Genomic DNA, 25,821 nt, shown 5'->3' with positions numbered 1-25,821 from the left:
GTGACGCCGGTCCGACCACCTAAGGGCCTGAGAGAGATCGTCATCAAACTTGATCACAGCGACAACGACGCCATCACACCCGAGGCCACGGTGGAGGTGCTTCAACCGGCGATCGCCCTCCTACAGGACCTTCCCGAGCAGGACCGGCAAGCCCTCACCGAGCTGATCAGCCAGTTCGTACACCAGGAAACCAACCCCGAGCGGCAGCCGACAGCCTGGGAAACGCCCGAACCCCTGAGACTCCCGGATTGAAGGGCCACCTGATCCTTGTGAGCCGGCGAACACCACGCGATCACCCCACTGCCACCGACGTGACTTGTGCCCCCGGTTCGCCCTGCCCGATCGTTGAGGCATGAAGAGCATGAAGATCTTAATTGCCCTTGTCGCCATGCTGTTGTTGACCATCCTGAATGGCTGTGGTGTGGCGCGGACACAGGGAGGCGGGCCGTCGGCGTCGCCGTCAGCGTTACTTCCTTGCCCGGAAGCCGTTGAGTCGCTGACGCCTGCCCCTTGCATCACGATGCCCTCCTGGGAGCAAAAGCACGCGGACAACGAGGCATACCGCCAGCGCGGCGCGGTTCCTCCGGAGGTGGCTGCGAAGGCTGAGCCGGTGGCCGAGGCCCTGCGGGGCAAATTCGCCGACCTGCGCGAGCGGGCACTGCACGGCGAGGCCCACGTCGCGAAAGCGGTACGGGCGGTCGCCCCACCAGGGACGAACGTCATCATCAGGGCAGGAGGGGCTCGCTCCGCTGTGGTGTTCGCTATCGAATTGTCGGGAGGATGCCTCACCGGCTTCTACGACGAGCGTGAGTCGAAGGTGGAGGTAGGGGGCTACATCAACGACGGCGGTTGCCTGACAGCTCCCGGTCACTGACCCCTGTTTCCGCCAACATCGCGACCATCCCGGCCGCAGACTCTGCGACCTTGCGCCGTGCCCTCACCGGAGCCCAAGGCCACCAAGCGGCAATCCCACATGGGGCCACCCACCTCCGCTTCGTCGCCGGCTCCATCACCGCAGCTTTTGGGCGCTCCCCATTGAATGTGGACACCTTGAAGACTGGATCTTGAGGTCCAACGGCACCAACCTGACCGCAGCCCGACGCCGGTGGAACTACCAGTCCTGGGAGAGGCCCGACATCCGGCGGAGGTATTCGTCCTCGTCGATCTCACCGGCCGCGTAGCGGCGCTTGAGGATCTCGCGGGGACTGTCGGCGACGGGCTCGCGTTTCACCCCGCCTGCCACGGCGGCACGTACCCTCCTGGTCACGCCGAGGATCACCACCACGATCACCGCGATGACGACGAGCAACACCAGGATGCGGAACATCGTCGGCCTCCCCTACCTCCCCATCGGATTCGCCGGGGATCCATCGAGTTTACCCGGCGGAAGACCTTCCCCTTTTTCACCATCTGAACTGATTTATCCGTCTTCTCCCCTCATAAGAGGCAGTACAGGGGATAAATCACCTGTCGCCTCGCTGGAACGGACACCGGTCTCAGCCCACGGAAGGACCGGCACCTCACCCGACGGAGGGAACCCCCGGCTCCGATCGCTTCGCCGGTCGCCTCCGGTGCACCTCACCCGACGGAGGAAGCGCCCGCCGAGAAATCCGGAGCCTCACGCGAGACCCCGCCGGGCGGCAGCGACGGCAGCCCCGCGGGAGCCCCGCCCTCCAGCAACCGGAGCAGGGCAGCGGTGTCGACGTTCCGCTCGATCAGGTCACCGAGCGCGTCCAGCCTCTCCTCCCTCAGCGCGGCGAACGACACATCCGGCGCCGGGGTGAAGTCGCGGCCGGAGACGGCGGCCACGTCGGCGAGGAAGGCCCGGCGGAAACCGTCGTTCTCCAGGGCGCCGTGCCAGGTGGTACCCCACACCGAACCGGCACGGCAGCCGTCCAGGAAGGGCTCGCCGCCGTCGGCCGTCACCACGCCGTGGTGGATCTCGTACGCGGAGACCGGGTGGCCGTACGCGGCACCGACCGGACGGCCCAGCGTCTTGTCCCCGGCGAACTCCACCGACGCGGGCAGCAACCCCAGCCCTTCGATCAGCCCCGCCCCCGACTCGACGTCGTCGCGGATGGTCCTGGCGAGCATCTGGTAACCGCCGCAGATGCCCAGCACCGCCCGCCCCGGCAGGGCGGCGGCCAGGCCGGTGGCACGGAGCCACCCCAGGTCGGAGACCGTGGCCCGAGAGCCCGGCAGCACCACCAGATCGGTGTCCTCCAACTCGCCCGGGGAGGTCACGAAGCGGACCACCACTCCTGGCTCGGAGGCCAGCGCGTCCACGTCCGTGAAGTTGGAGATCCTCGGCAGCCGCACCACCGCCACCCGCAGGGTCTGCCGGCCGTACGGGGCACGCGTCCCGGACGCGGGCCGGTTGTCCAGGGCGAGGGAGTCCTCGACGTCCATCCAGAGGCCGTCCAGCCAGGGCAGCACCCCGTACACCTCGCGGCCGGTCAGCTCCCTGATCATGTCCAGCCCCGGTTCGAGGAGCTCGGGCGCCCCGCGGAACTTGTTGATCACGAACCCGGCGATCAGCGCCTGGTCGGCGGGCTCCAGCAGCGCGACCGTCCCGTACAGCGCGGCGAAGACCCCACCCCTGTCGATGTCGCCGACCACGACGACCGGCAGGTTCGCGGCACGGGCCAGGCCCATGTTCGCGATGTCGCCCCTGCGCAGGTTGATCTCCGCCGGGCTGCCCGCCCCCTCGCAGACCACCACGTCGTACGCGCCCCGCAACCGCTCGAGCGCGTCGACCGCGACCTGGCGGAGCCGCTCCTTGACGTCCCAGTACTCCATCGCGTCGACCTCGGCCATCGGCCTGCCCATCACCACGACCTGGCTGCGCCGATCGCTGCCCGGCTTGAGCAGGATCGGGTTCATGTCGGCGCTGGGTTCCAGCCCGCACGCGGCGGCCTGCATCGCCTGGGCCCTGCCGATCTCGGCGCCGTCCGCGGTGACGAAGGAGTTGAGCGACATGTTCTGCGCCTTGTACGGCGCGACCCTCACCCCCTGCCTGGCCAGCCAGCGGCAGATCCCGGCGGTGACGACGCTCTTGCCCGCGTCGGAGGTCGTCCCCGCGACCAGCAACGCCCCCTTCACCCCTTCCTCCCATACGAGCCCGTCCCGCGTGAACCTCGCCCGTACGAGCCCCGAACGGCGGCCAGGACGGCGAGCCCCGCCGCCGCCAGGCCGACCGCCCGCGCCAGCCGTACCGACCTGCGGATGTCCGCGACCGAGGGCGCGGGCCCCTCGCCCATCTCCGGCCGGTGCTCCACCCTGGTGCCGTACACGTTCACCCCTCCCAGAGTGAGGTCCAGCGCCCCCGCGAAGGCGGCCTCGCAGCGGCCCGCGTTGGGACTGGGATGGCGGTGGCCGTCCCTGCGCAGCACCGCCGCCGCCCGCCGCGTCGAACCGCCCACCAGCGGGGCGCCGAGCGCGGCGAGCAGCCCGGTGATCCGGGCGGGCACGAAGTTGGCGACGTCGTCGAGGCGGGCGGCGGCCCACCCGAAGCGCTCGTAGCGCGCGTTCCGGTGCCCCACCATCGCGTCCAGCGTGTTGACCGCCCGGTACGCGAGCAGACCGGGCACTCCGGCCACCGCACCCCAGAACAGCGGCGCCACCACCGCGTCCGAGGTGTTCTCCGCGATCGACTCGACGGTCGCCCTGGCGAGCCCGGACTCCCCGAGCCCCGACGGGTCACGCCCGCACAGGTGCGGCAGCCTCCCCCGCGCCCCCGCGAGATCGCCGTCCTCCAGGAATCCGGCCATCGCCGCACCCTCGCGGCCCAGCGTCGTACCGCCGACGACCGCCCACGTCGCAGCCGCGCTCAGCCCGGCCCGCACCACCGGGTTACGCGGCCGGGTCGCGACGTGACCGAGCAGCGCCACCGGGACCACACACAGGGCCACATGGAGCACGCCTCTCGCCCGGCTGTCGCCGTACACCCGCCCCTCCATCCCGGCGGCGGCGGTGCCGAACAGCGCGACCGGATGCCCGCGCCGGGGATCGGCGAGCACGGCGTCGATCGCGACCCCGGCGAGCATCCCCACCCCTTCGGCCACTCCAGGTCTCTTCGGTCCCACTTTGGCGATCAGTCGGCTAAACGAGGTGTTCATGGAGTTCATCCTGGTGGGTCTCCAGCCACACACAGGCCCGCCGGATGCGCTCCCCCGCCCCACCGGCCCACATCCGGGCCCACCCGCCGTTCCCGCCCTGCGCCTCGGCCTTGGCCCGCATCGCGTGGTAGGAGCGGTCGAAGCGGAGCCGGGCGAGATCCAGCAGCCGACGGCGATCACGGGGCTCCAGGCCGTACGCGTCACAGAACAGGCGCAGCCGGGGACCGACGTCGAGACGACGCTGGAGCGGCTCCAGATCGAGGGGATCGGCGATCGGCGCCCAGTGCCGCAGCGTGGTCACCACGTCGAACAGCCGGGTCGTCGGCCGGGCCATGTCGAAGTCGATCAGCGCGGCGGGAAGCCTGTCACGGAAGATCACGTTGTCGAGGTTGACGTCGCAGTGCCCGACCAGCCGCGGCGCCGCGTCGTCATTGGACCCCGCCTCCCAGACCGCCCCCCGCGGCGGGACGAACCCCTCGGCCGCGTCGTGAAAAGCGCGCAGCAGCCGCGCCAGCCCGGCCAGAGACTCCTCGGCGAGCGCGAACGAAGGCAACGGCCTCGCCGCGGACTCCCCCTCGACATAGCTCAGGATCTCCCTGCCCCGCTCGTCCACCCCCAGCGCCCGGGGAGCCCCTTCAAACCCAGAACGCTCCAAATGACGCAGGAGTGCGTGCACCGAAGCCGTGGAGGCCCTGCAGGGCCGCCGGACGGTGTCCCCGACCCGCACCACCCCGTCGGTGACATCACCGCCCAGAAGGGGAATCTCCTCTTGGGCCGTCGCGACGAACATGGCATACGAGCCTAGACCGCCCCGTCTCCTCAGGAGAACGATTCGGACAGACCGATCTTCACACGCCGGGACAGCCGGAAGCCGTTCTCACCGATCGACCGTCGCCGAGCCGGTCGGCCGTTCGCGCCCCTGCCCGGTCGCCGACCGCGCTTCGCGCCCTGATCTGGACGGTCTGGCCTGGCACGCCTTCGAGACGTACCACCACGCGAGCGAGCAGGGCACGGATCTCAATCTGCCCGGCCTTCAACTCGGCGACATCCTGGGCGACGCGGTTGAGTTTCAGTTCCGTACCGCTCTGCCCGGCCCTGATCGCCGCGACATCGCCTTTGATCTCGGCGAGATCGGTCTCGACGGTGTCTACGCGCTCTTCGAGGTACGGCATGCCGACCAGCATAGATTTGGTGTCCGGCCCCGCAAGGGTGCGAATCGTGGAATCCCGAGCGAGGATCATCACTTCGATGCGCGGGGCCATCCACCCCGAAGCAGGAGCATAACCAGGCAAAGCCTGCCCTCGGGCCTTCCCTGGGCGCACCCTTGGACCTCCCGGCCCCGCTCGCCCACACCCGGCATCCGCGACGCTCCCTACAGGATCCGGAGGATTCACGGGGTGATCCTCACGACACAGCCAGGAAACCGATACATGAGCACTCCCCGGATCATGCACAATTAAGCGGGAGCACCCTTAGCTCAGCTGGATAGAGCACCGGACTTCTAATCCGACGGTCGCAGGTTCGAATCCTGCAGGGTGCGCTGCCAAGACCAGGTCATCTAGCCGCTGACCTGGTCTTTTGCTTGCCCGCGGCCCGGCCCCCTCATGCAGCCGCAGGCAGCCGTATGCCATCGCGGAACATACACGGAATGGACCGGCCCCCGCTTTCCCAGGTAGGACCGACGGTTCCGGAGGCTCGCGGAAGGATTCCGAGCCTTCTGTGGCACGCTACGGGGTGGTTCGTGATGTCGAGGTGTGGCACGATGCGGATCATGACGACCCGAAAGGCCGATGCCGCGTAGACGGCCGAGCGTCCTCCGTGCGCAAGTGTGGGCGAACCGCCGACGCTACCGCCCAACTCCCCAGATTCCCGGCCTCTCCAGCCGGACCCGTGCGGCCATCGCACGAATCGAGTTCCAGCACAACTGGCTGGGGCCCGGATCCGTTGCCGCAGCCTTCGCCGAGTACCAATGGTTCCTCCGCCAGCCAGGCCGCCACCTCTACCTGCCCGAACCGGCCTGTCCTTGCTGCGACCCCACAGAAGCCCGGGACACCCTGGAATACGCACTGAGGCGCCTCAGACGTTCGACCAAGGCAGAGTTCTCACGACTCGTGGCGAGGATGGATGAGGAGTTCTACCGCCGAACACTCCCCGATCCCCGGCCACATCGACAACCAGGCTTCTTCGGCGGATGGTGGTACCACCGCATTTACGAACGGTGATCGGTTTCCTACATGGCGAAGGGCCTCGGCGCGAACCGGGGCCCTTCCTGTTCCTGGTGTCCCATGCGTTCCTGGTGTCCCATGCGACTTCCTGGTGTCCCTGCGACGTCTCACACAGCAAGGGCATCCAGAATCCGCTGGTTGGCCACCTCACGCCGACAATCAGCGGCGACGCCGTGACAGTCGATGTCATCACGCAGGACGGCCACCAGCTCCGGCGGGATCGGCGCCGGCCGCGTCTCCTTCTCATCCCGGTGCTTGAGACCGCGTTCGTCGTGGGTCTCCCTCGAGTCGGTGAACCGCTTCGGATGCTTCGCATTAACGACACCCGCTCGGAGCACGATGTGGAAGTTCGATAACCTACGGTTGACCATCCAGTCTGCCCTTCCTCCCATATACGGAGGCATTGGTTTCATGCATCGACGAGATGTCATCTCCGCCGGCTTGACTGCTCTGGTTCTGGTCAGCCTTCTGGTAACCCTGTGGAACACAGGCCGTAACGATCTGCGGATAGTCGTTGTCTTCTCCGCCTTCACTCTCCTCGCAGGTCTTGCCACGTGGATTCAGTTGAAGGGCCACGAGTCATCCGTGTCTCTTATGGTTTCATCCTTTGTTATGTGGCTCTTCGTGCTCGCCTGGCTTATCGGAACCCCTGCGTCCATGTATGCATTCATGATCACAGCGATCGTCGGAGCGGTATTGGCCGTCGCAGCGGGAATAGGCCACATGGAAGTCGAGAACGGCAGATGGGTCGGAGTCATTACTCAGGTTGCCCTGCTCCTCCTGGTGGCCTTCATAGCCCATCAGCGGTTCATTGAAGCCGGCTTCTGGATGGCGCTTGAGGTGTCCTCAGTCGGCCTAGCTGTGGTCCTGGTGGCGAGTTTCGCCATAGAACGCGCTCGAACCACACCAACAACATAGAACGATCGCCTGATGTCGGCTGATCTCCGCTCAGAGTCGAGGGCGTGGGCCAAACCTGCGGGCTGTTCTCAGGAGCAGCCGGTAAGGATCAGCGCCATGGTCAGGATGATCGAGACGATCGACGTCCACCCTCCCACGCAGAGCGCTGCCGCCAGCGCGAACGGGACTGCGCTCAGCAACGACCACCACAGCGGGGTCGCGCCCACCACCAATCCCATTTTGGAGAGGGTCGACACCCCGACAATCCAGTTCATCACCCCAAGAGCCAAGACCGCGCCCGCCCACAGCACCCTGCCCCTCTTGGTCATCGTCATCGGCGAACCGCGCGGTGTCATTTGGGCCACGGCATACAGAACGGCCATCCCGAAAAGCGCGGCAAAGACCAGGACGATCTGGCCCAACCCAAGTACGAAGACAGCGACGGCGTAAAGGCCGGGGCCGAACAACGCACCCACGAGCCCCACTCCGGTTATCTGACCAACGGTCCATGGCCAGTTCCGACCCGATATCCTCGCTTTCCATCTGACGGCTAACGCAGATGATCTCATCGTTGGATTGTAGCGTTGACAGCCTGGCCTATGCCTTTCGGATCTGGGTTGCTTACAGGTCGTCCGAGGTGGGCCGGCGATGATAGGTGACGACCGAAGCTGCCGATTCGGCAGCAAGCTCAGCGCAGTGGAGCGCAGGTGTCCACAGGTCGCTTCAGCAGGACAACACTTCCCACGCGACAAAACATCGTATGACCCTTGACGTAGTAGAGCTGCGTCGAATACGTGCTGAAATCACTTCTCGAGAACGCATGCCTACTGGTCAGAGCGCTTTCGAGGTGGCCATGTAAACCGTCAACACTCTGGACATCACCGGACCGCCAGAAACGTACAGGCCCACAGTGTCGAGAGTCCTCATCGAAGCGGACCTTTTTCAAGATCCAGAACATGCGTGGATCCCCCTCACGGTGAAGATCACCCGCCCCTCCCGCCGCCGACGCAAGCACCTCACAGAACTCGCCTGAGCGGTCAGCTGCTCACTGCGTCAAGAGCGTTCAACAGAATGGCGTGATCTTCTTCCGGCACTCACCGGACGGATGCGGTTGCCGGTACGCGCGGGGTTGACGCGCTCCGGCTTGGACGTATCTTTTATTTAGGAAAGTTTCCTAAGAGTCTCTCTTATTGCACATCCCCGGAGTAAGGCGCGAACCGGGTTGTACGGAACGTTGAACGGCCAGCTGTCACCAGTGTTCAGGAGAGAGTATGAGAAGAATCCTGCGTGTCCTCGCCGCGACCGTGCTCGCGGTGGGAGCCGTTACCGTCGGGTCGAGTGCGCTGAGCCCGGCGTCGGCAGGGGCCGACGGCTGTGACTACACCTTCGGCCAGAACTCGTTTTCCGCCCGATGCGCGACGATCGGCCCTGCCTACGAGTTCCGCGCGTGGGTCCAGTGCAGCAACGGCCGCAGGGACGGCGGATGGGTGACGACCAACAGCGGTCAGTGGAGCATGGCGAGCTGCGGACCAACGTGGATCGACCGCCTGAGCTACGGCGTGGACGTGCGTCCGCTCTCCTGACACGGGTATGACGGCACCGCCGGGGCGTGGCCGGCGGTGCCGTCGGCGAAGAGCTCCTATCACGATGAGGTGTGACAGGAACTCTTCGCCGTCCATGGGCGCCGCTTACCCGGGTGGAGGTTCTCAGCGCACCGGCACAGAAAGAGAACCGCCACGAGGAACAGGTTGTGCTCGAAGGCGAGCATGCCGGCCGTCGGCCGTCAGGTGATCAGACGCTGACGACGGTGCGGGTCATTCCAGGGTGAAGGTGGCACCGGCACGGAAGGTCGCCGAGCCGTCGTCGCGTTCCACCCACATCTGGAGGTCGCGATGGCGCAGGTAGTAGCCGGGGAAGTTGACGGACTCCAGCGACACCGCCGAACCGTCGGCCAGGCCGGTCCTGCGGGTGAAGGTGGCGTCGGCGCGGAAGATCGCCGAGCCGTCGTTGCGCTCCACCCACGCCTGGTGGTTACGGTGCCGCAGGTAGTAGCCGGGGAAATTGGTGGACTCCAGCGACACCGTCGTCCCACCGTTCAGCCCGGGGACGATCCTGAACTGGGAGTCGGCCAGCGGTGCGACGTTGGCGTCGATCCGGGCCCGATACTCCCAGTGCCGGACGAAACGGTCGGGCTGGTCGTAGGACCTCAGCCGCACCGGCGAGATCCCGTCGGGCACCGGGATGCCGAAGTCGGGGGTGCCGTCGGCCTTCCAGTACACCTTCTGGAGCCTGGTACGCCGGTTGGGATCGTTGAGCGGGTCGCCGGAGATGTCCCGGTAGTTGCGGTCGTGATAGACGAGGATGTCGCTCTGCCCGTCCTCGGAGACGGTGAAGGAGTTGTGCCCCGGCCCGTACTGACCGGTCGCGGCGTTGGTGGCGAACACCGGATTCTGGCTCTTGGTCCAGGAGGAGGCGTTGAGCAGGTCGGCCGAGGCCGAGGCGGTCAGCATGCCGAGGCAGTAGTTGGCGTCGGTGGCGCTGGCGGAGTAGGTGAGGAAGAGTCGGCCGTTGCGCTGGATCACCGACGGCCCTTCGGCGACCTTGTATCCGCGCGTCTCCCAGGCCAGGGTCGGCACGGTCAACCGGGTCGTCGGCCCGGTGATGGTCCACGGGTTGGTTCCCATCCGGGCGATGTACAGGTTCGAGTTGGTGGCGATGCCGGGTTCCTGCTGCGCCCAGGTCAGATACCGGACGCCGCCCGCGACGAACGTCGAGGCGTCCAGCGCGAAGGTGTCCCAGGGGGTGACGATCCGGCCGCGTTCGGTCCAGCTGCCGGTCAGAGGGTTGGCGGCACTGCTCTCCAGGACGTACATCCGGATCCGCCAGACGTCGTCGGCGCGGCCGGCGGCGAAGTAGACGTACCACTTGCCGTTGATGAAGTGGATCTCCGGCGCCCAGATGTGGGCTCCCATCTCACCGCTCGTGTGCTTGCGCCAGATCACCGTCTCCGGCGCGCTGGACAGACCCTGCAGGGTGGTGGCCCGGCGCAGCACGATGCGGTCGTACTCGGGAACGGTGGCGGTGAAGTAGTAGTAGCCGTCGGTGTGCCGGAAGATGTGGGGATCGGCTCGTTGCGCGGCCAGGGGGTTGGTGTACTGGACGGCCGGTGTGGCATGGGCGGCGGGAGCGGTCAGCAGGGTGGCGATCAGGCTCAGCACGACCATGGCGGCAGGCACCGCCAACCGCGACGGGCGGCGCAGGAGCTTTCGGCCTCGCGCCCACTGAATCGTCACGGTCTCGACCGCCGCGCGGGGGGTGATGCGCAGCATGCTCGCGTCTCCTCACAGATGTTAACGTTAACAAGAAACAGATGACGATCCGCGAAAGTCACATGCGGATTTCGCGGAGGTTTCCGCCCAAAGCGTTAACTCAAACATTGCTGCCGTCAAGAGCGACCGTCAATTCCCCACCGCCCCTGGCGCCTGATCGCTCCTCTGGCCCGGACGTTACCCAGGCACAGTGGGTCCGGCAGGCATTTCGGCGCGGCACGAGCCGCTCACTCGAACGCGGTAGGGCCGCCGGTTTCTGAGTATTCGTACCGGGACCGGTCAGGTAGCCGTACCGAGATCTCGGTGGCGATTCCCGGGCAGAGTCAAAGTCATGAGATCAGTTCGCGGCGTGTTCCGCTCCGCCTCCCGGTACAGGCGGGGAACCCTCGCCCTCGTCGTCAGCGGCCTGTACGTTCTGCTCGTCGTCGTCGGGCTCGTCATCGTCACGGTCGGCATGAGCGGGTCGGACGAGCAGGGCCTGTCGGCGGTCACGTTGATCCTGGTGACCCTGCCGCTCTCGTGGCTCGTGATGATGATCCCCGGGGAGGCCCTTCCTGTCGGCGCGCACCTGGCCCTGCTCATCGTCGCCGGGCTGGTCCAGGCCTGGTTGCTGTGGTTCCTGCTGCGCGGACCGCGAAAAGAGGCGCCCCCGCCTCAGGAGAGATGACGGACACCGGCCCTGAGGGCTCCGGACCGGCTCACCGTGTTCGCGATCCGCGTCAAGGATCCGGTCCGGGGCAAGGATCCGGCCCGGGCAGGGCATGGGGTGCCGACGGCGTTGTTCGCCGCGGCGGCGCGCCGGGTCGCTCCGCTCCGGATGTCACAGGACCCGCGACGTCACCCGACTCACCAGCGGTGAAACGCCCGCTTGGGGGTAGGGTGCGCAATCATGAAGGCCACCTCCGGGGCGAGCCGGTGGACCAGCGGGTTCGTCGGAGCATGGACCGCGGTACGGAACCGGTGCGGTTGGTTCGACCATCTTGTCCGGGCGGCCGTCCACTACGACCGCACCGACGCGGGCCGCCTGTCCGCGGGAATGACCTACTACGCGTTCTACGCCACCTTCGCGCTCGCGCTGCTGTCCTTCGTGATCATGGGCCATGTGCTGGACACACCGGCCGCGCTCGGTCAGGTGGAGGACTACCTGAGCGACACGTTCCCGCGACTGGACGTGCAGGCACTGCGCGACGCGCGGGACACGGCGGGGCTGATCGCCTTCTTCGGCCTTCCGCTGACCGGCGTGTTCTGGATCGACTCGATGCGCTCCTCCATCCGGGCGGTCTGGGGCCTGGAGCAGTATCCGGGCGGTTTCTTCCTGCGGTGGCTGCTCGACCTGGCCGTGATGGTCGCGCTCGGGCTGCTGCTCTCGATCTCGCTCACCCTCTCCTTCGGCACCCAGAGCGCGCTCATCTGGCTGGCCGAGCATACGATCGGGGTCGAGGCGCTACCGGCGCGCTGGGCCCTGTCCACGACCACCTTCGTGCTCGGCATCTGCGTGAACTTCCTGCTCTCGACGGCGTTGATGACGCTGCCCCCTCGGCTGCGCCTGTCGCCACGGCGGGTCGTCGGACCGGCCCTCGTCATCACCATCGGCCTGGAGTTGCTGAAGACGATCGGACAGGTCTATTTCAACATCAGTTCAGCGAATCCCGCGTACAAGGTGGTCGCGGGCGCGGTGGGCATGTTGCTCTTCCTGAAACTGGTGAACGTGCTCATCCTGTTCGCCGCCTCGCATGCCGCGACCAGCCGCCACGGCACGGTCCTCGACCTGGCCACGCGGCAACCTGTCGGCGAACCACGGACCGAGGTCGTCACCGCACCGGCGATCCCCGAGATCAGGACGGGGCCATCGGCACAGACGGGCCCGGAGGAGAAGCCGCGGACGGACGACGAGGAGACGACCCCGGAGGCACAGACGGACCCGCGAACAAAACGGGAGACGGAAGCGCAGGCGTGGGTGCGGCCACGACCCGTGCCACGCAGGTACGACTTCAGAACGCGACGGGCGCGCTCCTCTGCGAGGGGCAGCCGAGATTTTCCTGAGGACCGTCGAGCCCAGACGGCCGCCCCTCACCCGCCGACACCTCCGGTGAGACAGTGGGAAGGCTCCGGCCCCGAACCCCCTGTCGCGTCAGGAGAGCGAGGCCGGCACCGCCCGTAGCGGGGATCCGACGCGTGCGGCCGCGGTGCCGAGCCCGGAGAGGACGAGAGGACGTGTCGTCGCGGGTGGGTGGTGCAGCTCGGCCTCGTCGTAGCGGCGGGTCTTCATGTGCCACAGCAGCACACCCGCCATCCAGTCCTGCAGCTCCCGCACGTATCCGTCGAGCGTCTTCCTCGCTTCTCCGTCGAGGTCGAAGTCGTCGAAGAGGGCGGGGAGCTCGGTGGCGACGATGTGCTCGAACTGCCGCATCCTCGACGTCATCAGGTCGTTGACGATGTCGGCCGCCTTCGGCGGATCGCAGTTCAGGAAGTCCTGGACGACGAGCACGCAGTTGTGCAGCTCGCCCTCGAACTGGATCTCCTTCTGGTACGAGCAGAGGTCGTTGACCAGGCAGGCGTAGTCGGCGGCCGAGTCGTCCAGCCCGCGCATCGTCCGGGTGCGGTAGATCTCGGGCGGCACCGCCTCGCCGTGGGCCAGGCGCGACAGGCTCATCGTGAGGTCGGAGCCGAAGGTCCTGCGGCGCATCTCGATGTAGTCGACCGGGTCGGGGACCCGGTTCTGGATGTGGTTGGCCAGCTCCCACAGCCAGCTCTCCGTCATGTCCTGGACGGCCCGGCGAAACCTGGCGCGCGCGCTCTCCGTCATGGAGGCCGCCGTACGGAACCACAGGTCGGCGAGGCCGCGCTCGATCGGGTTGACCGGCGGCGGGGTGGCCGAGAGGTCGAGCGGCATGAACGCCGACAACCGCTCGTTGAACACCTTCGCACCCGCCATGTCGCGGCGGGACCCGAACACGACCGGGAAGTAGTCGTCGGCGTAGGTTCCCCAGGTGAGCCAGAAGGTCGAGATGTCCAGCTCGGGGCCGGGGGCGTCCGGATTGATGGCTCCCGCGCAGATGGCGAAGTCGTAGGTGTCGAGCTTGTGCTCGGTCCAGATCGCCAGCCCGGGAAAGCCGGGCAGCTGCTCGAACATCCCCATCTCGCGCGCCCATTCCACCGTGTTGCGGCGGGCGCTGTCGAGGTTGGGATTCATCCGGGCCGTGTACGGCATGTAGATCTCGGGCAGCGACAGCGGCCCCACCTTCCTGAGCGGGACGTGGGTGTGGCTTCTCGGGCCCCCCGGGCCCGTGATGCCGGGCGCCAGCCGGATGCGCGCCGCCGAGACGCCCAGGCCCGTGGGCCCGCCGAGGAGGGCCGGGGCCACCGGGTCGGCCCGCGAGGCCCCGTTCATGTAGCGGCTGGAGCGCATGTGCCACTCGTGGCCGCCCGACTGCCAGTCCTGGAGCCCCTTGACGTAGGCGAGGACGTCGAGGCGGGACTTCAGGTCCAGGCCGTGCTCCTCGAAGAGCGGGGGCAGCTCGGTGAGCGCGGTGTTCTCGAACTGGTGCAGCCGGGAGGTGATCAGGTCGTTGACCGCGTCGGCGGCCCGCTGGGTGTCGTAGCCCAGGAACCGCTCGAAGACCAGGACGCCGTTGCTGAGCTCGCCCTCGTCGCCGACCTCCCGCTCGTAGGAGAAGAGGTCGTTGCGCAGGTGCACCCCGTCGGAGAAGGTGTCTCGCAGCACGCGCATCGGCCTGCTCGCGGCGATGACGGCCGGGACCTCGGCGCCCGCGGCGTGCTCGACCAGGTTCGCCGACCAGGGGGCGCCGCCGACCTTGCGCCGCATCTCGATGTATTCGATCGGGTTGGCGACGCGTCCCGCGTTGATGTTGGCGAGCTCCCACAGGGACTCGTCGAGCAGGTTCTTCGTGCTCTCGACGAAGCGTGCCCGCCAGTCGGCGGACATCGCCGGGATCGTCCGGGCCCACAGGTCGGCCAGGCCGCGCTCCACCGGGTTCTCCGGCTCGGGAGGCGGCCCCGTGGGATGCACCGGCATGAAGGCCGCCAACCTGTCGAGGTATTCCTTCGCCCCCGTCAGGTCGCCACTGCGCTTGAAGGTCTCCAGGAAGTGGTCGTCGAAGAAGAAGACCCACACGTACCAGTCGGTGATGAGGTCGAGCTCGGCGGCGGGGGCGTCGGGGTGGGTGTAGGCGCACAGCAGGCCGTAGTCCATGGCGTCGAGCTTGCGCTCGTCCCAGATGCCGAGGTCGGGGTCGAGGATGCCCATGTCGTACGCCCAGGCCCTGGTGTGCTCTCGCGCGGTCTCCACGTGGGGGTTCAGCCTGGCCGGATACGGCAGATAGAAGTCAGGAAGCTCGAAGGGTTGCATGTTCTGTCCTTCCGTATCCGATATCGACGCGTCCGGGAGCGCCCTGGGCATCAGGGGGCATGACGAGTCGACGAGGCGGCTCCCTTACCCGGGAGCCACGACAGGCAGAACGCTACGCAACGACCACGGAGAGTGAAAGGGATTACCCCGAATAGGCCATGGCACGATCAGGACATCCGGCGCCCGCCGACCGGTGCTCCTCGCGACCCGGGCGCGACACGGCGGTCGCGAGGTCGCGGAGCCGGTCGGCGAACGCGAGCGCCTGCTCCGGTGTCATGCGGGGCTCGACGCCGACGTAGAAGACCACGATGTCCCCGCTCGGGGAGGTCGTGGCGGCGAAAGGAAGGGAGGGGGTGATAACCATGATGGAGCCATCCTTCCCTGCCCCACCGACAATTCGCAGGTCCTTTTACGCTCGCCGACGTCGTTGGCAAGTCACCTTCCACATGTCGAACAAGCCGCCCCAGGAGAACGGAGGTCGGTGACGGTAGGGGGCGAGGCAGGCGTCAACGCCGCCGACATCGCGCGGATGGCTGTGAGAGCCGTTCGGCAGGAAGATCGGTCAGAGAGACACGGCACGCTCGCCTCGCTGCTCATGCAGCATCATGTCGCGAAACGTCGGTAGCCGGATGTCGTCCGAGTGGCTGCGGAGTCACTGCCACCGTTTTAGGCTGGTGGCAAGAACGGAAAGGTGACAGCGATGACCGCTCAGCCCGTTGGCGGACATGAGACCAGGCAGCCGAGGGTGCCTCGGACCATCGGCGCGATCTCCGACGCGCTACGTGGTGGCCGCCGCGCCCAGTTCTTCGCCGAATTGCTGGAAGCTCAACAGGGGCCGGAGCTGGACGGTGTCCTGAGCGCGTGGTGGGGCCGGGCGATGCTCGACACCGATCCCGACCGCGACCGAGTTCACGCTGCCGCCGAGGCAGGCACGTTGCGGACATCGACCATGGAAGAGGTCGCCCGTCGGCGGGAGCACGTCGTTTCGTGAGCGAGGACGACGACCTGTGGCCGGTTCTCCCTTCCGAGATGGTGGCCGACACTCTCGCTGATCCCGCCGTGTCCGCCGAGGTGTTCTCCACGGTGGCCGCGCTGACGGTGGCGATCTGCGAGAACCCCTGGCTGCTCGGAAGCAATCAGCTTGGCGCCGATCCTGACTGGCGGGAAATTCTGATCCCCCACGGATACGGCATCGCCGAATACCGGATCAACCGAGACGATCAGCATGTGATCCTGACACGAGTCGTCCTGTTCTGATGGCTTGTACGGCCATGACGGCCACTTAACTCTTTCCAACCGCTCGAATACTTTTCGTCAACGGCATACCGGCGGCTTCGACCGCAGGCGTCTGATCTCTGTCACCGCCCGCACGACCCAGCCCTCGTCCAGCCGCCCTGAGCCGGCCTCACGGGAGAAGGGGGACGGCGCCTTCGGGGAATCGTCCACGTGAACGCGCGTCCCGAAGGGGTGCGTCCCGGCGCACGGTGAGGCATCATCACGGTAGGCGTCGACGGGTTTGAGGCAGGCATGGAAGGAAGCCAGGCGCTACGCCGGCATCGCACCAACCTGGAGCTGGAGTGGGCACGCTGGGTCCAGGGCGGGCGTCCGCATGACCGCGAGCGGCTCAGGAAGGAGATCGTCGACTCCTGGGGCCGGTCCATCGCGACGGTGAGGCCCGAGCAGGACAGCGCCCCCGAGGAGGGTGAGGCCCCGCAGCGCTGGAGAGCCTCGCCGTTGCGCGAGCCCCTGGCCACGGTCGCCGACGAGCTGCGCGGGATCGCCGAGGACGGCGGTTTCATCGCGGCGGTCACCGACGAGACGGGCACCATCATGTGGACCTGCGGCGGCCGGGTCATGCGGCGGCGGGCCGAGGCGGTGAACTTCGCCCCGGGAGGTCGCTGGGACGAGCAGGCCATGGGCACCAACGCCCTCTCCCTCGCGCTGCGCACCGGCCGCCCGACCCAGGTGTTCTCGGCCGAACACCTGGTGCGTGCCCTGCACGGGTGGGTCTGTTACTGCGCCCCGATCCGGTCCCCCGGCGGCCGGGTTCTCGGCGTGCTCGACCTGTCGAGCACCTGGGAGCGCTCGCATCCCCTCGCCATGCCCGCGTTGCACACCCTGGTCGGCGCCATCGAGAGCCGGCTGGCCGAACGGATGAGCCCTCCGTCCGCGAGCGGACCCTCCGTTCAGGGCTTCTTCGCCGGAGGTACCGGCAAGAAGAGCGGCCTGCGGCTGCGCGCCCTCGGCGGTGCCGAGCTGACCCGTGACGGCGTTCCCCTGAAACTGCCCCCTCGCCAGCTGGAGATCCTCACCCTGCTCGCTCTCTCGGGACCGCAGGGGCCCGGAATGTCCCCCGAGCGGCTGATGGACGAGCTGTACGGCGAGCGGCACGTCGCCGCGACCACCCTCAAGGCGGAGGTCTCCCACCTGCGGCGGGCGCTCTCCGGCGCGCTGGCCACCCGGCGCTACGAGCTGACCGCGCCCCTGGACTGCGACGCCGCCGAGGTGCTCGCCGCACTGGGCGCCGGGCGGGTGGAGACGGCGGCGCGGCTCTACGGCGGTCCTCTGCTGCCGTGGTCGGACGCGCCGGGGGTCAGGACCTGGCGCGAGCACATCGAGGTCGCGCTGCGTGAGGCGGTGCTGCGCTGGCCCGGCCCGGGTCCGGTGTTCCGCTTCGGCGAGCTGCACCCGTACGACCTGGAGATACACGAGCGGACCCTCGCGGTCCTCGGGGCCGATGACCCGCGCAGGGCCGTGGCGCTCGCCCGCCACCGCACGGCGCGGAGCGACTGACCTCGTCCCCTCCCCGGCGTCGGCCTGGACGCCAACCTTTCACCAACCTCGGCCCTCCATCGTTGGCTCTGTTACAGCCATGTGAAGGAAGGCGGAGTCATGGTCTACACACCACCCGGTTCCGAAGGAAGCATCGTCACCTACGCCGCCCGGTACGACAACTTCATCGGCGGCGAGTGGGTGCCCCCGGTGAACGGGGAGTACTTCGACAACCCGAGCCCGGTCACCGGGAAGACCTTCACCAGCGTGGCCCGCTCCACCGCGGCCGACGTCGAACTGGCGCTGGACGCCGCCCACCGCGCGGCCGACTCCTGGGGCCGTACCTCGCCCGCCGAGCGGTCGAACATCCTCAACCGGATCGCCGACCGTATCGAGGAGAACCTGGAGCGGCTCGCCGTCGCCGAGACCTGGGAGAACGGCAAGCCGGTACGCGAGACGCTCGCCGCGGACCTGCCGCTCGCCGTCGACCACTTCCGCTACTTCGCCGGGGTGATCCGCGCCCAGGAGGGCGGGATCAGCCAGCTGGACGAGGACACCGTCGCCTACCACTTCCACGAGCCGCTGGGCGTGGTGGGCCAGATCATCCCGTGGAACTTCCCCATCCTGATGGCGGTGTGGAAGCTCGCCCCCGCCCTGGCCGCGGGCAACTGCGTCGTCCTCAAGCCCGCCGAGCAGACTCCCGCCAGCATCCTGCTGGTGATGGAGCTCATCGCCGATCTGCTCCCGCCCGGTGTGATCAACGTCGTCAACGGGTTCGGCGCGGAGGCGGGCCGGCCTCTCGCCTCCAGCCCGCGCGTGGCGAAGGTGGCCTTCACCGGCGAGACCACGACCGGGCGGCTGATCATGCAGTACGCCTCGGAGAACATCATCCCGGTGACGCTGGAGCTCGGCGGTAAGAGCCCGAACATCTTCCTTCCCGACGTCACGGCCTCCGACGACGACTTCCTGGACAAGGCCGTCGAGGGTTTCGTGATGTTCGCCCTGAACCAGGGCGAGGTGTGCACCTGTCCCTCGCGGGCCCTGATCCACTCGTCCATCTACGACGAGTTCATGAGCAGGGCGCTCGACCGTACCAGGGCGATCGTCGGCGGCGACCCGCTGGACCCGGCCACCATGATCGGCGCGCAGGCGAGCAACGACCAGTACGAGAAGATCCTGTCCTACATCGACATCGGGCTGAAGGAGGGGGCCGAGCTGCTCACCGGCGGCGGCCCGCGCACGGTTCCCGGTCTGGACGGCGGCTACTACATCGAGCCGACGGTCTTCAAGGGCAGTAACGACATGCGCGTCTTCCAGGAGGAGATCTTCGGGCCGGTCGTCTCGGTGACGACCTTCGACTCGGAGGACGAGGCCTTGAAGATCGCCAACGACACCCTGTACGGCCTGGGCGCCGGGGTGTGGACCCGCGACGTGAACGCCGCCTACCGGTTCGGCCGGGCGATCAAGGCCGGGCGGGTGTGGACCAACTGCTACCACGCCTATCCCGCGCACGCCGCGTTCGGCGGCTACAAGCAGTCGGGCATCGGCCGCGAGAACCACAGGGCGATGCTGGACCACTACCAGCAGACGAAGAACATGCTGGTCAGCTACTCGCCCAAGAGACTGGGCTTCTTCTGATGCCGACCGGCCCCACCGGTGAGCCGCATCCGCTCCGAGTGGAGCGGGTGCGGCTCAGCCCCGCGGCCGAGGAACTGCTGACCGTGCTCCACCGGCGACACGGCCCGTTGATGTTCCACCAGTCGGGCGGTTGCTGCGACGGCAGCTCGCCCATGTGCTATCCCCGGGGCGAGTTCCGGGTCGGCGGCGTGGACCTGCTGCTGGGCGTGCTGGCCCTGGACACCCCGTTCTGGATCAGCGCCTCCCAGTACGCCTACTGGCAGCACACCCATCTCACGGTGGACGTGGTTCCCGGCCGTGGCAGCGGATTCTCCCTGGAGGCCCCCGAGGGGGTGCGCTTCCTCATCCGTTCCCGGCTGTTCACCGACGAGGAGGCCGAGCGGATTCTGGCGGAGCCTCCCCCACCGAGCGGCGCCGACCGTGATACGGGGACATACAACATCAAATAGGGTCACAGCGGGAGTACGATGCACGGAAATGAAGTGTCGGCGGTGATCGCCTGACACCGGGCGAAGCGTGAGCGGAGGTCGCCCATGGACCGGCGGAACTCCGCACAGAGCCCGCAGGCCGTCGCCGACGCGTTCGACCAGGGGCGGCTCACGCAGGCCAGGCAGCTGGCGGGGATGACGAAGAAGGACCTCGCCGAGCGGATCGGGGTCACCCCCGCGGCGGTGGGACAGTACGAGACGGGCGTGAGCCGCCCCCGGCCCGACCTCGTTCCCCGCCTGGCCGACGCCCTCGGCGTGCCGCCGGCGTTCTTCCTGCTGGGCCGCCCGCACGGCAGGCTGGACGGCTCCATCGCGCACTTCGGGAGCCCGCGCTCCGCCCGCGCGTACCAGCGGGCCAGGGCCGCGGCCTTCGTCGAGCAGGTCTGGGAGCTGGCCCACGCGCTGGAGAGTCAGGTCGGGCTGCCCCCCGTCGTCCTTCCCGGTCCCTCCGGCGGCGAGGTCCACTCCGGCGTGGAGTCGCCCGGCGACCCCGCCCGGGCCGCCCGCGCGCTACGGCGGCTCTGGGAGCTGGGTACCGGCCCGCTGTCGCACCTCGTCCGGCACATGGAGGCCCACGGGATCGTCGTGGTCTTCCTCCCACCCGGCGAGGACGACGAGGACGACAAGGACACCGTCACGGTGGACACCTTCTCCACCTCCCGGCTGCCCCGCCCGATCGTGGTGCTGACCGCCAACCGGTGCGACGACGTTCACCGCCACCGGTTCACCGCCGCCCACGAGCTCGGCCACCTGGTGCTGCACGGCGACGCGGCCTCGGGAGACGTCCGGCAGGAGCGGGAGGCCGACGTCTTCGCCGCCGAGTTCCTCACCCCGCGCGACAGCATCCTGCCGGAGCTGCCGGACCGCCTCGACCTGCGCGGGCTGGTCGAGCTCAAGCGCACCTGGGGCGTGCCGGTCGACTCCCTGCTGCATCGCTGCCGCGAGGCCGGTCTGATCTCCGATTCCGCGGCGAGCCGCGCCCACCGGCGGCTCAAGACGTTGCGCGACCAGCCGGGCTTCGCCGCCGAGCCGATCGGCGGCCACCCAGACGAGCAGCCCGTGCTGCTGCACCGGGCCTTCGAGCTCGCCGCCTCGCAGACCGGCCTGACCACGGAACTGCTCGCCGCCCAGCTGGCCTGGCCCGTCTCACGGGTGCGCGAACTGCTCGACCTGCCCGACCTGCCCGACCATCGCCCGGCGCTGCGTCCGGTGCCCTGACCGCTCCTTCGCGGCACCGGCCGCCGGTCGCGCCGTGCGGCGACGCTCGTCGCGACCGCTTCGCGGAGCCTCCCCTCCCGTGACCACCCCGCGTCGCCCGCCACCCGCTCACTCGCCCTCGACACGCTCCCTGATCCACTCCAGGCCGTCCTGCCAGGAGGCGAAGGCCTGGAGATAGCGGCCGTCGCGGGCGTGGAAGGCGTGGTATCGGAAATCTCCGTCGCTGCCCGTGCGAATCAAGTCGTAAATATCGCCCTTTGAGCGATACCAGACACATTCACCGTCGGCGGGACGCGAGGACGATGCGTAGGCGAACTCACGCGTGATGGACATGGGACGGATGCTACGGACCGGCGAATCAGCAGGCAATGCCGCGTCCATTTCATTCAGGGATAAAGTTCGCCCCCGCCGATAGTTCGGCTGGAAACGCCTACGCGGGATCACCCACCGCCGGCGGCGGACGCGGGACGGCCACCGCCGGCGGGCGCGGTGAGCTGGTCGATCAGCATCGCCAGCCGCCGCTCGTGGTGGGCGGCCGGGAGACGTCCGCTGCGGGTGAGGGTGACGAGTCCGTGCACGGACCCCCAGGCGATCTCGGCGAGGACTCCGGTGTCGCGGTCGTCGGCGAAGGCGGCGATCGCCTCACGGAATTCGGCGAAGGCGGCCTGGAGCGGGGCCGGCGTGTCGGGACGGCCGAAGGGCAGGTCGACGGCGAGGGTGAGCATGGCGTCGTACAGCGACGGGTTCAGCCGGGCGAAGTCGGCGTAGGCGTGGATCAGGGCGGAGAGGGCCTCGCGCGGATCCTCCGCCCTCAGTCGGGCCTTTCCCAGCTCCGCGGTGAGCTCGGCGAAACCCTCCAGCGCGACGGCCGCCACGATGGCGTCCTTGCCCGCGAAGTGGCTGTAGAGGACCGGCTGGCTGTATTCGATACGTTCGGCGAGACGGCGCGTCGTGACCGCCTCCCACCCCTCGGTCTCGGCCAGCTCGCGGGCGACCGTCACGATCAGCCGACGGCGCCGCGCCCGCTCGCGCTCACGGCGCTCCTGTGTGGACATCACGCTGATGCTAGCACCGCTATTAAGTCGCCCCTTGTTATTAATAACGCCGCTCGCATATCTAGCATCGCTATGACAAGCGGCGCCCCGGCCCGCACCGGGCGCTCACCCGGTGCGGAGCAGGAGGGCACATGTCACCCGGCGGGCGGTGTGGAGGTCGGGGTCACCCGGTGGTCGGTCAGGTGCAGCTCTCCTCCGAGCGTCACGCGCAACTCGTCCAGGACCTTCCTGGCGCCGAGTACGGTCCACAGTTCTCCGACGAGGTGGGGGTTGTACTCCGGCGCCTGGTCCATCCACTGGTCCTTGCCGGACTGGGTGACGAAGGTGCTGATGAAGAACCGACCGACGGAGGTCTTGCAGGCTCCCGTCCGGATGTCGACCGCGTCGACCTGGATCCTGGGCTTGCAGTCGACCTTCTTCGCGAGCTGCTCGACGGTCGGAGGCGGGCCCGCGGGGACTGCGGGGACGGCGTTTCCGGCCGCGGCGGGGGCGCTCGCGGGCTGGTCCGCGCTGCAGGCGAGGGAGAAGGACAGGGTGAGGATCACCGTGGCGACCACCCGGAGGTTCCTGGCGACACCGGTCCGGCGCGAATGTGTCAACATCCTTCAGATACGCTCACCGGCCCCGGCGGGTTCACCGTTCGCGGGCGTCGCCGATCGGGAGCGCGGTCACCGTGTCTCGCGCCGAGGGCGCCCGAACGGAATCGAGGGTCCCGTGAGGGACCCGGGGACCGGAAAGGACGTCGTGCCCCCGCTCCGGGTGTCCCACGGCCCCGCCAAGGTTCCGCGCTCCGGGATTTCACACTCTTCCGAGGTTCCCGTCCGCGCTCCGGCGAGGAACGCGGACGGGAGACGAGACTTCTACGGGACCCGCCCGACGGCTCCCACGGTGACGGCGCCGGCTCCCGGCGGGATGACGACGTCGCCGGCGTCGGGCCTCCAGTCGTAGACGGGCACCAGGCCGGGTTCGAGCACCTCCAGCCCGTCGAACAGGCCGCGGATCTGGGTGAGGGTGCGGGGGAAGATGCCGCCCGCCGTGGTCGTCCCGTAGACGCCGCGGCCCTGCCGGACCTGTTCCTCGGTGAGGTCGCCGGAGGTGACGTGGGAGATCACCAGGTGGCTGCCGGAGACCAGCCGCTTCCCGAAGGAGGCGGCGATGTCGGCGACCTCCTTGTCCTCGGCGACGAAGTGCAGGATGGACACCATGAGGACGGCGACCGGCTGGTCGAAGTCGATGCGCTCGCGAACCTCCGGATGGTCGAGGATCGCCCCCGGCTCTCGCAGGTCACCGGGGATCACCACGGTCCGCGTGTTGTCGGCGAGAAGTGCGCGGGCGTGGACGAGCACGATGGGGTCGTTGTCGACGTAGACGACCTGGGAGTCCGGCGCCTCGCGCAGGACGACCTGGTGCACGTTCTCCTGGGTCGGCAGTCCCGTGCCGATGTCGATGAACTGGCGGATTCCCGAGGCGGCGAGATGCCGCACGGTACGCCCGAGGAAGGCGCGGTTGGAGCGCGCCACGTCCTTGACGTTGGGGACGAGTTCAACGATCTTCTCGGCGGCGATCCGGTCGGAGGCGAAGTTGTCCTTGCCTCCCAGGTAGTAGTCGTACATACGAGCCACACTCGGGACCGTAGGGTCGATTCCCGGCGGAGCCTGCTCGTGTTCAGTCATGTCCTCGCCTTCACCATCTCTTTCTCGAATGGTAGACGAGTGATCGACGCCTTCAGATCATGAACCGACGTTTCGTCTGATGACCGAATGTGGTTTCCCCTGGTCAGCGAACCTCACCGGTCCCGTGAAACCACGCCGAACCGCATCAGACCGAGAGTTCCTCGCGGAGGTCGCGCAGGAACCGCTTGCTCTCGGAGACGGAGTACGCCTGGATGCACAGACGGTCCATGACCTGCATGTAGTGGTCGGTCTCTTCGAGCTTGTCCACGTAGAGGGCACTGGTGAGCTGCTCCATGTAGACCACGTCGGGCAGGTCCCGCTCGGGGAAGCGCAGGATGGAGAACGGACCGCCGGCCGCGGCGTGGCCGCCCCGCTCGAACGGCATGATCTGCAGCCTGACGTTGGGCAGCTCGACCACGTCGAGCAGGTGGTCGAGCTGGGCGCGCAGCACGTGGGGGCCGCCGATGGGCCGCCGCAGCACGGCCTCGTCCATCACGGCCCAGAGCGTCGGGGCGTCCGGCCTGGTCAGGCGCTTCTGGCGGGCCATCCGCAGCGAGACACGGCGGTCGACCTCGTCGGTGGAGGCGGCGCCGTGCACGAGCATGATGACGGCCCGCGCGTATTCGGGACTCTGCAGGAGGCCCGGGACGAACTGCACCTCGTAGGTCCGGACGATCGAGGCGGCCTCTTCGAGCCCGACGTAGACCTCGAACCAGTTGGGCAGCAGATCTCCGTACTTGTGCCACCAGCCGGGGGCGTTGGCCTGGCGGGCCAGCGTGAGCAGCGGGGCCCTGTCCTCGGGGTCGGTCACCCCGTACATCGTCAGCAGGTCCGCGACGTCGCGTTCCTTGAAGCCGACCCTCCCGAGCTCCAGCCGACTGATCTTGGCGTGGGAGGCACGGATGGCGTAACCGGCCTGCTCGCGGGTGATGTCCTTGGCGACGCGCAGCCTCCGCAGCTGGGCGCCGAGCAGAATCCGCAGGATCGTGGGACCGCCACCACCCGCGTACGCGAGAACGCCACCCTGCTCACCGCTGTCTTTCGCGGTCTGTCCGGCCATGCGGGCTCCCTGTCGCGCCTTCCTACGGTGCCACAGTTTCACACATACAGCGTGTTTCGCACAGCTCCGCCGGACACGCACTTGCGTTTGCACTTGCATCTGCGACTGCAGATATCTACAAATCTACCTTTGTAGGCGAATGTCGGTGAATTCATCACCCCTAGGGAATCGCCGGTAAAGCCGCTCGGCCCTACAGCCCTGCGGCGAGGTCACCCGAGTCCTCGTACGCGTCGTCGCGGAGGGTTCCCCGGTTCGCGGCGGTACGGCGCGACAGCATGCCGCGCACGATGTCGCACAACTCGCTCGTCTCCCTCGGCGACAGCACCCGGCTGAGACGGCGCTCGACCACTCCCCCGCTCAACGGCGCCGGCGCCCTGGTCACGTCGAGGTACCCGGACAGGTACGCGATCCTGAACAGCTTCTCCTGCGAGGGCGACACGGCGGTGGGGGCGGACACCTTGACCGGCCCCGCCGCGCCCTGCCCGTCGCGGGACATCTCCAGCCCGGGAAGCAGCAGGTGCGCGGCGGCCCGCTGCAGGGCGAGCCCGTACGCGCGCATGGACCCGTCGGGCGAGAAGGCGACGATCGAACGTCCGACGGCCTCCGCGGAGTCCGGTGACAGGTCGGCGATGCCGGTCTCCGCACCGAGGCAGGTGTAGACACGCACGACCCGCTCCCCCACGTACCCCGGCTGGACGTGCTGGGAGAGCGTGACGGTCACCGTGGACCCGTCGGGGTTGCGCAGCTCGGCGATGTCGGCCGTGTGAGTGACGTACGTGGTGGAATGCTCGCGCTCGCACCACGAGGGGCACGAAGCCTCCGAGCGGAGGCGAGGAGTCCCTGCAGGGACTCCTCGCCAGGCCGTGATGTCGTCCATCCCAGTCCTTCCGGCGTGGAGATCCGCGTCATCGACGACGCGAGGGCACGACGGCGGATCGCGCCCGGACCCGAGCCGGACCAGGCGACGGGCCCCGGCTCG

Annotated in this window: 28 protein-coding genes and 1 tRNA gene; 13 read left to right on the top strand and 16 right to left on the bottom strand. The window is 68.3% G+C overall.

Annotated elements, in window-relative coordinates; all coding sequences use genetic code 11:
• Window positions 1–252: a hypothetical protein gene (locus ABT352_RS14795; protein WP_350945337.1), complete on the top strand. Its 252-nt coding sequence runs from the start codon at window positions 1–3 to the stop codon at window positions 250–252.
• 100 nt (window positions 253–352) lie between these two features.
• Window positions 353–874 (top strand): hypothetical protein, encoded by a 522-nt coding sequence (locus ABT352_RS14790; RefSeq protein ID WP_350945336.1) that lies wholly within the window; start codon window positions 353–355, stop codon window positions 872–874.
• 237 nt (window positions 875–1,111) lie between these two features.
• Here ABT352_RS14790 and ABT352_RS14785 read toward each other — a convergent pair whose 3' ends face one another.
• From ABT352_RS14785 to ABT352_RS14765, 5 genes are all read right to left on the bottom strand, one after another.
• A complete protein-coding gene (locus ABT352_RS14785) occupies window positions 1,112–1,327 on the bottom strand; it encodes an SHOCT domain-containing protein (protein ID WP_350945335.1) in 216 nt (71 codons plus the stop codon).
• A gap of 251 nt (window positions 1,328–1,578) precedes the next feature.
• On the bottom strand, window positions 1,579–3,102 hold the full coding sequence (locus ABT352_RS14780; protein WP_350945334.1) for a cobyric acid synthase: 1,524 nt from the start codon (window positions 3,100–3,102) through the stop codon (window positions 1,579–1,581).
• Window positions 3,099–4,046, bottom strand: coding sequence for a cobalamin biosynthesis protein (locus ABT352_RS14775; protein ID WP_502992866.1), 948 nt, complete (start codon window positions 4,044–4,046; stop codon window positions 3,099–3,101). Before ABT352_RS14775 ends, ABT352_RS14780 begins: the two co-directional genes overlap by 4 nt.
• A gap of 55 nt (window positions 4,047–4,101) precedes the next feature.
• Window positions 4,102–4,908 carry a phosphotransferase gene (locus ABT352_RS14770; RefSeq protein ID WP_350945332.1) on the bottom strand — a complete coding sequence of 269 codons (807 nt, stop codon included), beginning with the start codon at window positions 4,906–4,908 and terminating at the stop codon, window positions 4,102–4,104.
• Window positions 4,909–4,966: 58 nt separating this feature from the next.
• Entirely contained in the window at window positions 4,967–5,380 is a 414-nt protein-coding gene (locus ABT352_RS14765; protein WP_350945331.1) for a hypothetical protein, read from the bottom strand.
• Between the two features lie 204 nt (window positions 5,381–5,584).
• Between ABT352_RS14765 and ABT352_RS14760 the strand changes: the two genes are divergently transcribed.
• Window positions 5,585–5,658, top strand: a tRNA-Arg gene (locus ABT352_RS14760).
• Window positions 5,659–6,450: 792 nt separating this feature from the next.
• Here the strand turns inward: ABT352_RS14760 and ABT352_RS14755 are convergent.
• Window positions 6,451–6,714 (bottom strand): hypothetical protein, encoded by a 264-nt coding sequence (locus tag ABT352_RS14755; protein WP_350945330.1) that lies wholly within the window; start codon window positions 6,712–6,714, stop codon window positions 6,451–6,453.
• Here ABT352_RS14755 and ABT352_RS14750 point away from each other — a divergent pair.
• Window positions 6,707–7,261: a hypothetical protein gene (locus ABT352_RS14750; RefSeq protein WP_350945329.1), complete on the top strand. Its 555-nt coding sequence runs from the start codon at window positions 6,707–6,709 to the stop codon at window positions 7,259–7,261. The genes ABT352_RS14755 and ABT352_RS14750 overlap by 8 nt on opposite strands.
• A gap of 68 nt (window positions 7,262–7,329) precedes the next feature.
• Here ABT352_RS14750 and ABT352_RS14745 read toward each other — a convergent pair whose 3' ends face one another.
• Window positions 7,330–7,716, bottom strand: a complete 387-nt coding sequence (locus tag ABT352_RS14745) for a hypothetical protein (protein ID WP_350945328.1) — start codon at window positions 7,714–7,716, stop codon at window positions 7,330–7,332.
• A gap of 795 nt (window positions 7,717–8,511) precedes the next feature.
• Between ABT352_RS14745 and ABT352_RS14740 the strand changes: the two genes are divergently transcribed.
• A complete protein-coding gene (locus ABT352_RS14740; RefSeq protein ID WP_350945327.1) occupies window positions 8,512–8,823 on the top strand; it encodes a hypothetical protein in 312 nt (103 codons plus the stop codon).
• A gap of 231 nt (window positions 8,824–9,054) precedes the next feature.
• On the opposite strand, the gene ABT352_RS14735 is transcribed toward ABT352_RS14740, so the two are convergent.
• Window positions 9,055–10,569 (bottom strand): family 43 glycosylhydrolase, encoded by a 1,515-nt coding sequence (locus tag ABT352_RS14735; RefSeq protein WP_350945326.1) that lies wholly within the window; start codon window positions 10,567–10,569, stop codon window positions 9,055–9,057.
• A 331-nt stretch (window positions 10,570–10,900) separates the two neighbouring features.
• Here ABT352_RS14735 and ABT352_RS14730 point away from each other — a divergent pair, with 331 nt between their 5' ends.
• Window positions 10,901–11,236, top strand: a complete 336-nt coding sequence (locus ABT352_RS14730; RefSeq protein ID WP_350945325.1) for an SCO4225 family membrane protein — start codon at window positions 10,901–10,903, stop codon at window positions 11,234–11,236.
• A 222-nt stretch (window positions 11,237–11,458) separates the two neighbouring features.
• On the top strand, window positions 11,459–12,730 hold the full coding sequence (locus ABT352_RS14725) for a YihY/virulence factor BrkB family protein (RefSeq protein WP_350945324.1): 1,272 nt from the start codon (window positions 11,459–11,461) through the stop codon (window positions 12,728–12,730).
• Here the strand turns inward: ABT352_RS14725 and ABT352_RS14720 are convergent.
• Window positions 12,701–14,938 carry a family 2 encapsulin nanocompartment cargo protein terpene cyclase gene (locus ABT352_RS14720; RefSeq protein WP_350945323.1) on the bottom strand — a complete coding sequence of 746 codons (2,238 nt, stop codon included), beginning with the start codon at window positions 14,936–14,938 and terminating at the stop codon, window positions 12,701–12,703. The genes ABT352_RS14725 and ABT352_RS14720 overlap by 30 nt on opposite strands.
• 142 nt (window positions 14,939–15,080) lie before the next feature.
• On the bottom strand, window positions 15,081–15,302 hold the full coding sequence (locus tag ABT352_RS14715; RefSeq protein WP_350945322.1) for a hypothetical protein: 222 nt from the start codon (window positions 15,300–15,302) through the stop codon (window positions 15,081–15,083).
• Window positions 15,303–15,638: 336 nt separating this feature from the next.
• Here ABT352_RS14715 and ABT352_RS14710 point away from each other — a divergent pair, with 336 nt between their 5' ends.
• From ABT352_RS14710 to ABT352_RS14685, 6 genes are all read left to right on the top strand, one after another.
• On the top strand, window positions 15,639–15,929 hold the full coding sequence (locus ABT352_RS14710; protein WP_350945321.1) for a hypothetical protein: 291 nt from the start codon (window positions 15,639–15,641) through the stop codon (window positions 15,927–15,929).
• Window positions 15,926–16,195, top strand: coding sequence for a hypothetical protein (locus ABT352_RS14705; protein WP_350945320.1), 270 nt, complete (start codon window positions 15,926–15,928; stop codon window positions 16,193–16,195). The genes ABT352_RS14710 and ABT352_RS14705 overlap by 4 nt, the downstream gene beginning before the upstream one ends.
• Before the next feature lie 270 nt (window positions 16,196–16,465).
• Entirely contained in the window at window positions 16,466–17,731 is a 1,266-nt protein-coding gene (locus ABT352_RS14700) for a GAF domain-containing protein (protein ID WP_350945319.1), read from the top strand.
• A 99-nt stretch (window positions 17,732–17,830) separates the two neighbouring features.
• Complete coding sequence (gene adh / locus ABT352_RS14695; RefSeq protein WP_350945318.1) at window positions 17,831–19,348, top strand: aldehyde dehydrogenase; 1,518 nt, start codon at window positions 17,831–17,833, stop codon at window positions 19,346–19,348.
• On the top strand, window positions 19,348–19,797 hold the full coding sequence (locus ABT352_RS14690) for a DUF779 domain-containing protein (RefSeq protein WP_350945317.1): 450 nt from the start codon (window positions 19,348–19,350) through the stop codon (window positions 19,795–19,797). Before adh ends, ABT352_RS14690 begins: the two co-directional genes overlap by 1 nt.
• Before the next feature lie 84 nt (window positions 19,798–19,881).
• Window positions 19,882–21,054 carry a helix-turn-helix domain-containing protein gene (locus ABT352_RS14685; RefSeq protein WP_350945316.1) on the top strand — a complete coding sequence of 391 codons (1,173 nt, stop codon included), beginning with the start codon at window positions 19,882–19,884 and terminating at the stop codon, window positions 21,052–21,054.
• Window positions 21,055–21,162: 108 nt separating this feature from the next.
• On the opposite strand, the gene ABT352_RS14680 is transcribed toward ABT352_RS14685, so the two are convergent.
• The 6 genes from ABT352_RS14680 to ABT352_RS14655 form a co-directional block, all read right to left on the bottom strand.
• Window positions 21,163–21,387 carry a hypothetical protein gene (locus ABT352_RS14680; RefSeq protein ID WP_350945315.1) on the bottom strand — a complete coding sequence of 75 codons (225 nt, stop codon included), beginning with the start codon at window positions 21,385–21,387 and terminating at the stop codon, window positions 21,163–21,165.
• Window positions 21,388–21,494: 107 nt separating this feature from the next.
• Entirely contained in the window at window positions 21,495–22,109 is a 615-nt protein-coding gene (locus tag ABT352_RS14675; protein WP_350945314.1) for a TetR/AcrR family transcriptional regulator, read from the bottom strand.
• Window positions 22,110–22,243: 134 nt separating this feature from the next.
• Window positions 22,244–22,711 (bottom strand): hypothetical protein, encoded by a 468-nt coding sequence (locus ABT352_RS14670; protein ID WP_350945313.1) that lies wholly within the window; start codon window positions 22,709–22,711, stop codon window positions 22,244–22,246.
• A 258-nt stretch (window positions 22,712–22,969) separates the two neighbouring features.
• Window positions 22,970–23,782 carry an SAM-dependent methyltransferase gene (locus ABT352_RS14665; RefSeq protein WP_350945312.1) on the bottom strand — a complete coding sequence of 271 codons (813 nt, stop codon included), beginning with the start codon at window positions 23,780–23,782 and terminating at the stop codon, window positions 22,970–22,972.
• A 145-nt stretch (window positions 23,783–23,927) separates the two neighbouring features.
• On the bottom strand, window positions 23,928–24,842 hold the full coding sequence (locus ABT352_RS14660; RefSeq protein ID WP_350945311.1) for a Sco1979 family transcriptional regulator: 915 nt from the start codon (window positions 24,840–24,842) through the stop codon (window positions 23,928–23,930).
• Window positions 24,843–25,032: 190 nt separating this feature from the next.
• Entirely contained in the window at window positions 25,033–25,719 is a 687-nt protein-coding gene (locus ABT352_RS14655) for a DUF6907 domain-containing protein (RefSeq protein WP_350945310.1), read from the bottom strand.
• Window positions 25,720–25,821 lie beyond the last annotated feature (102 nt).

Source organism: Streptosporangium sp. NPDC000563 (assembly GCF_040299985.1).
Classification (GTDB): Bacteria; Actinomycetota; Actinomycetes; order Streptosporangiales; family Streptosporangiaceae; genus Streptosporangium.
This window is presented reverse-complemented; position numbering and strand designations above follow the sequence as displayed.

Bases quoted from the DNA above. Each gene is read 5' to 3' on its own strand.
- ABT352_RS14790 (WP_350945336.1), top strand. From the start codon at position 353: ATGAAGAGCATGAAGATCTTAATTGCCCTTGTCGCCATGCTGTTGTTG.
- ABT352_RS14785 (WP_350945335.1), bottom strand. From the start codon at position 1,327: ATGTTCCGCATCCTGGTGTTGCTCGTCGTCATCGCGGTGATCGTGGTG.
- ABT352_RS14775 (WP_502992866.1), bottom strand. From the start codon at position 4,046: ATGCTCGCCGGGGTCGCGATCGACGCCGTGCTCGCCGATCCCCGGCGC.
- ABT352_RS14770 (WP_350945332.1), bottom strand. From the start codon at position 4,908: ATGTTCGTCGCGACGGCCCAAGAGGAGATTCCCCTTCTGGGCGGTGAT.
- ABT352_RS14765 (WP_350945331.1), bottom strand. From the start codon at position 5,380: ATGGCCCCGCGCATCGAAGTGATGATCCTCGCTCGGGATTCCACGATT.
- ABT352_RS14755 (WP_350945330.1), bottom strand. From the start codon at position 6,714: ATGGTCAACCGTAGGTTATCGAACTTCCACATCGTGCTCCGAGCGGGT.
- ABT352_RS14740 (WP_350945327.1), top strand. From the start codon at position 8,512: ATGAGAAGAATCCTGCGTGTCCTCGCCGCGACCGTGCTCGCGGTGGGA.
- ABT352_RS14735 (WP_350945326.1), bottom strand. From the start codon at position 10,569: ATGCTGCGCATCACCCCCCGCGCGGCGGTCGAGACCGTGACGATTCAG.
- ABT352_RS14730 (WP_350945325.1), top strand. From the start codon at position 10,901: ATGAGATCAGTTCGCGGCGTGTTCCGCTCCGCCTCCCGGTACAGGCGG.
- ABT352_RS14725 (WP_350945324.1), top strand. From the start codon at position 11,459: ATGAAGGCCACCTCCGGGGCGAGCCGGTGGACCAGCGGGTTCGTCGGA.
- ABT352_RS14720 (WP_350945323.1), bottom strand. From the start codon at position 14,938: ATGCAACCCTTCGAGCTTCCTGACTTCTATCTGCCGTATCCGGCCAGG.
- ABT352_RS14715 (WP_350945322.1), bottom strand. From the start codon at position 15,302: ATGGTTATCACCCCCTCCCTTCCTTTCGCCGCCACGACCTCCCCGAGC.
- ABT352_RS14710 (WP_350945321.1), top strand. From the start codon at position 15,639: ATGACCGCTCAGCCCGTTGGCGGACATGAGACCAGGCAGCCGAGGGTG.
- ABT352_RS14700 (WP_350945319.1), top strand. From the start codon at position 16,466: ATGGAAGGAAGCCAGGCGCTACGCCGGCATCGCACCAACCTGGAGCTG.
- adh (WP_350945318.1), top strand. From the start codon at position 17,831: ATGGTCTACACACCACCCGGTTCCGAAGGAAGCATCGTCACCTACGCC.
- ABT352_RS14690 (WP_350945317.1), top strand. From the start codon at position 19,348: ATGCCGACCGGCCCCACCGGTGAGCCGCATCCGCTCCGAGTGGAGCGG.
- ABT352_RS14685 (WP_350945316.1), top strand. From the start codon at position 19,882: ATGGACCGGCGGAACTCCGCACAGAGCCCGCAGGCCGTCGCCGACGCG.
- ABT352_RS14680 (WP_350945315.1), bottom strand. From the start codon at position 21,387: ATGTCCATCACGCGTGAGTTCGCCTACGCATCGTCCTCGCGTCCCGCC.
- ABT352_RS14675 (WP_350945314.1), bottom strand. From the start codon at position 22,109: ATGTCCACACAGGAGCGCCGTGAGCGCGAGCGGGCGCGGCGCCGTCGG.
- ABT352_RS14670 (WP_350945313.1), bottom strand. From the start codon at position 22,711: ATGTTGACACATTCGCGCCGGACCGGTGTCGCCAGGAACCTCCGGGTG.
- ABT352_RS14665 (WP_350945312.1), bottom strand. From the start codon at position 23,782: ATGACTGAACACGAGCAGGCTCCGCCGGGAATCGACCCTACGGTCCCG.
- ABT352_RS14660 (WP_350945311.1), bottom strand. From the start codon at position 24,842: ATGGCCGGACAGACCGCGAAAGACAGCGGTGAGCAGGGTGGCGTTCTC.
- ABT352_RS14655 (WP_350945310.1), bottom strand. From the start codon at position 25,719: ATGGACGACATCACGGCCTGGCGAGGAGTCCCTGCAGGGACTCCTCGC.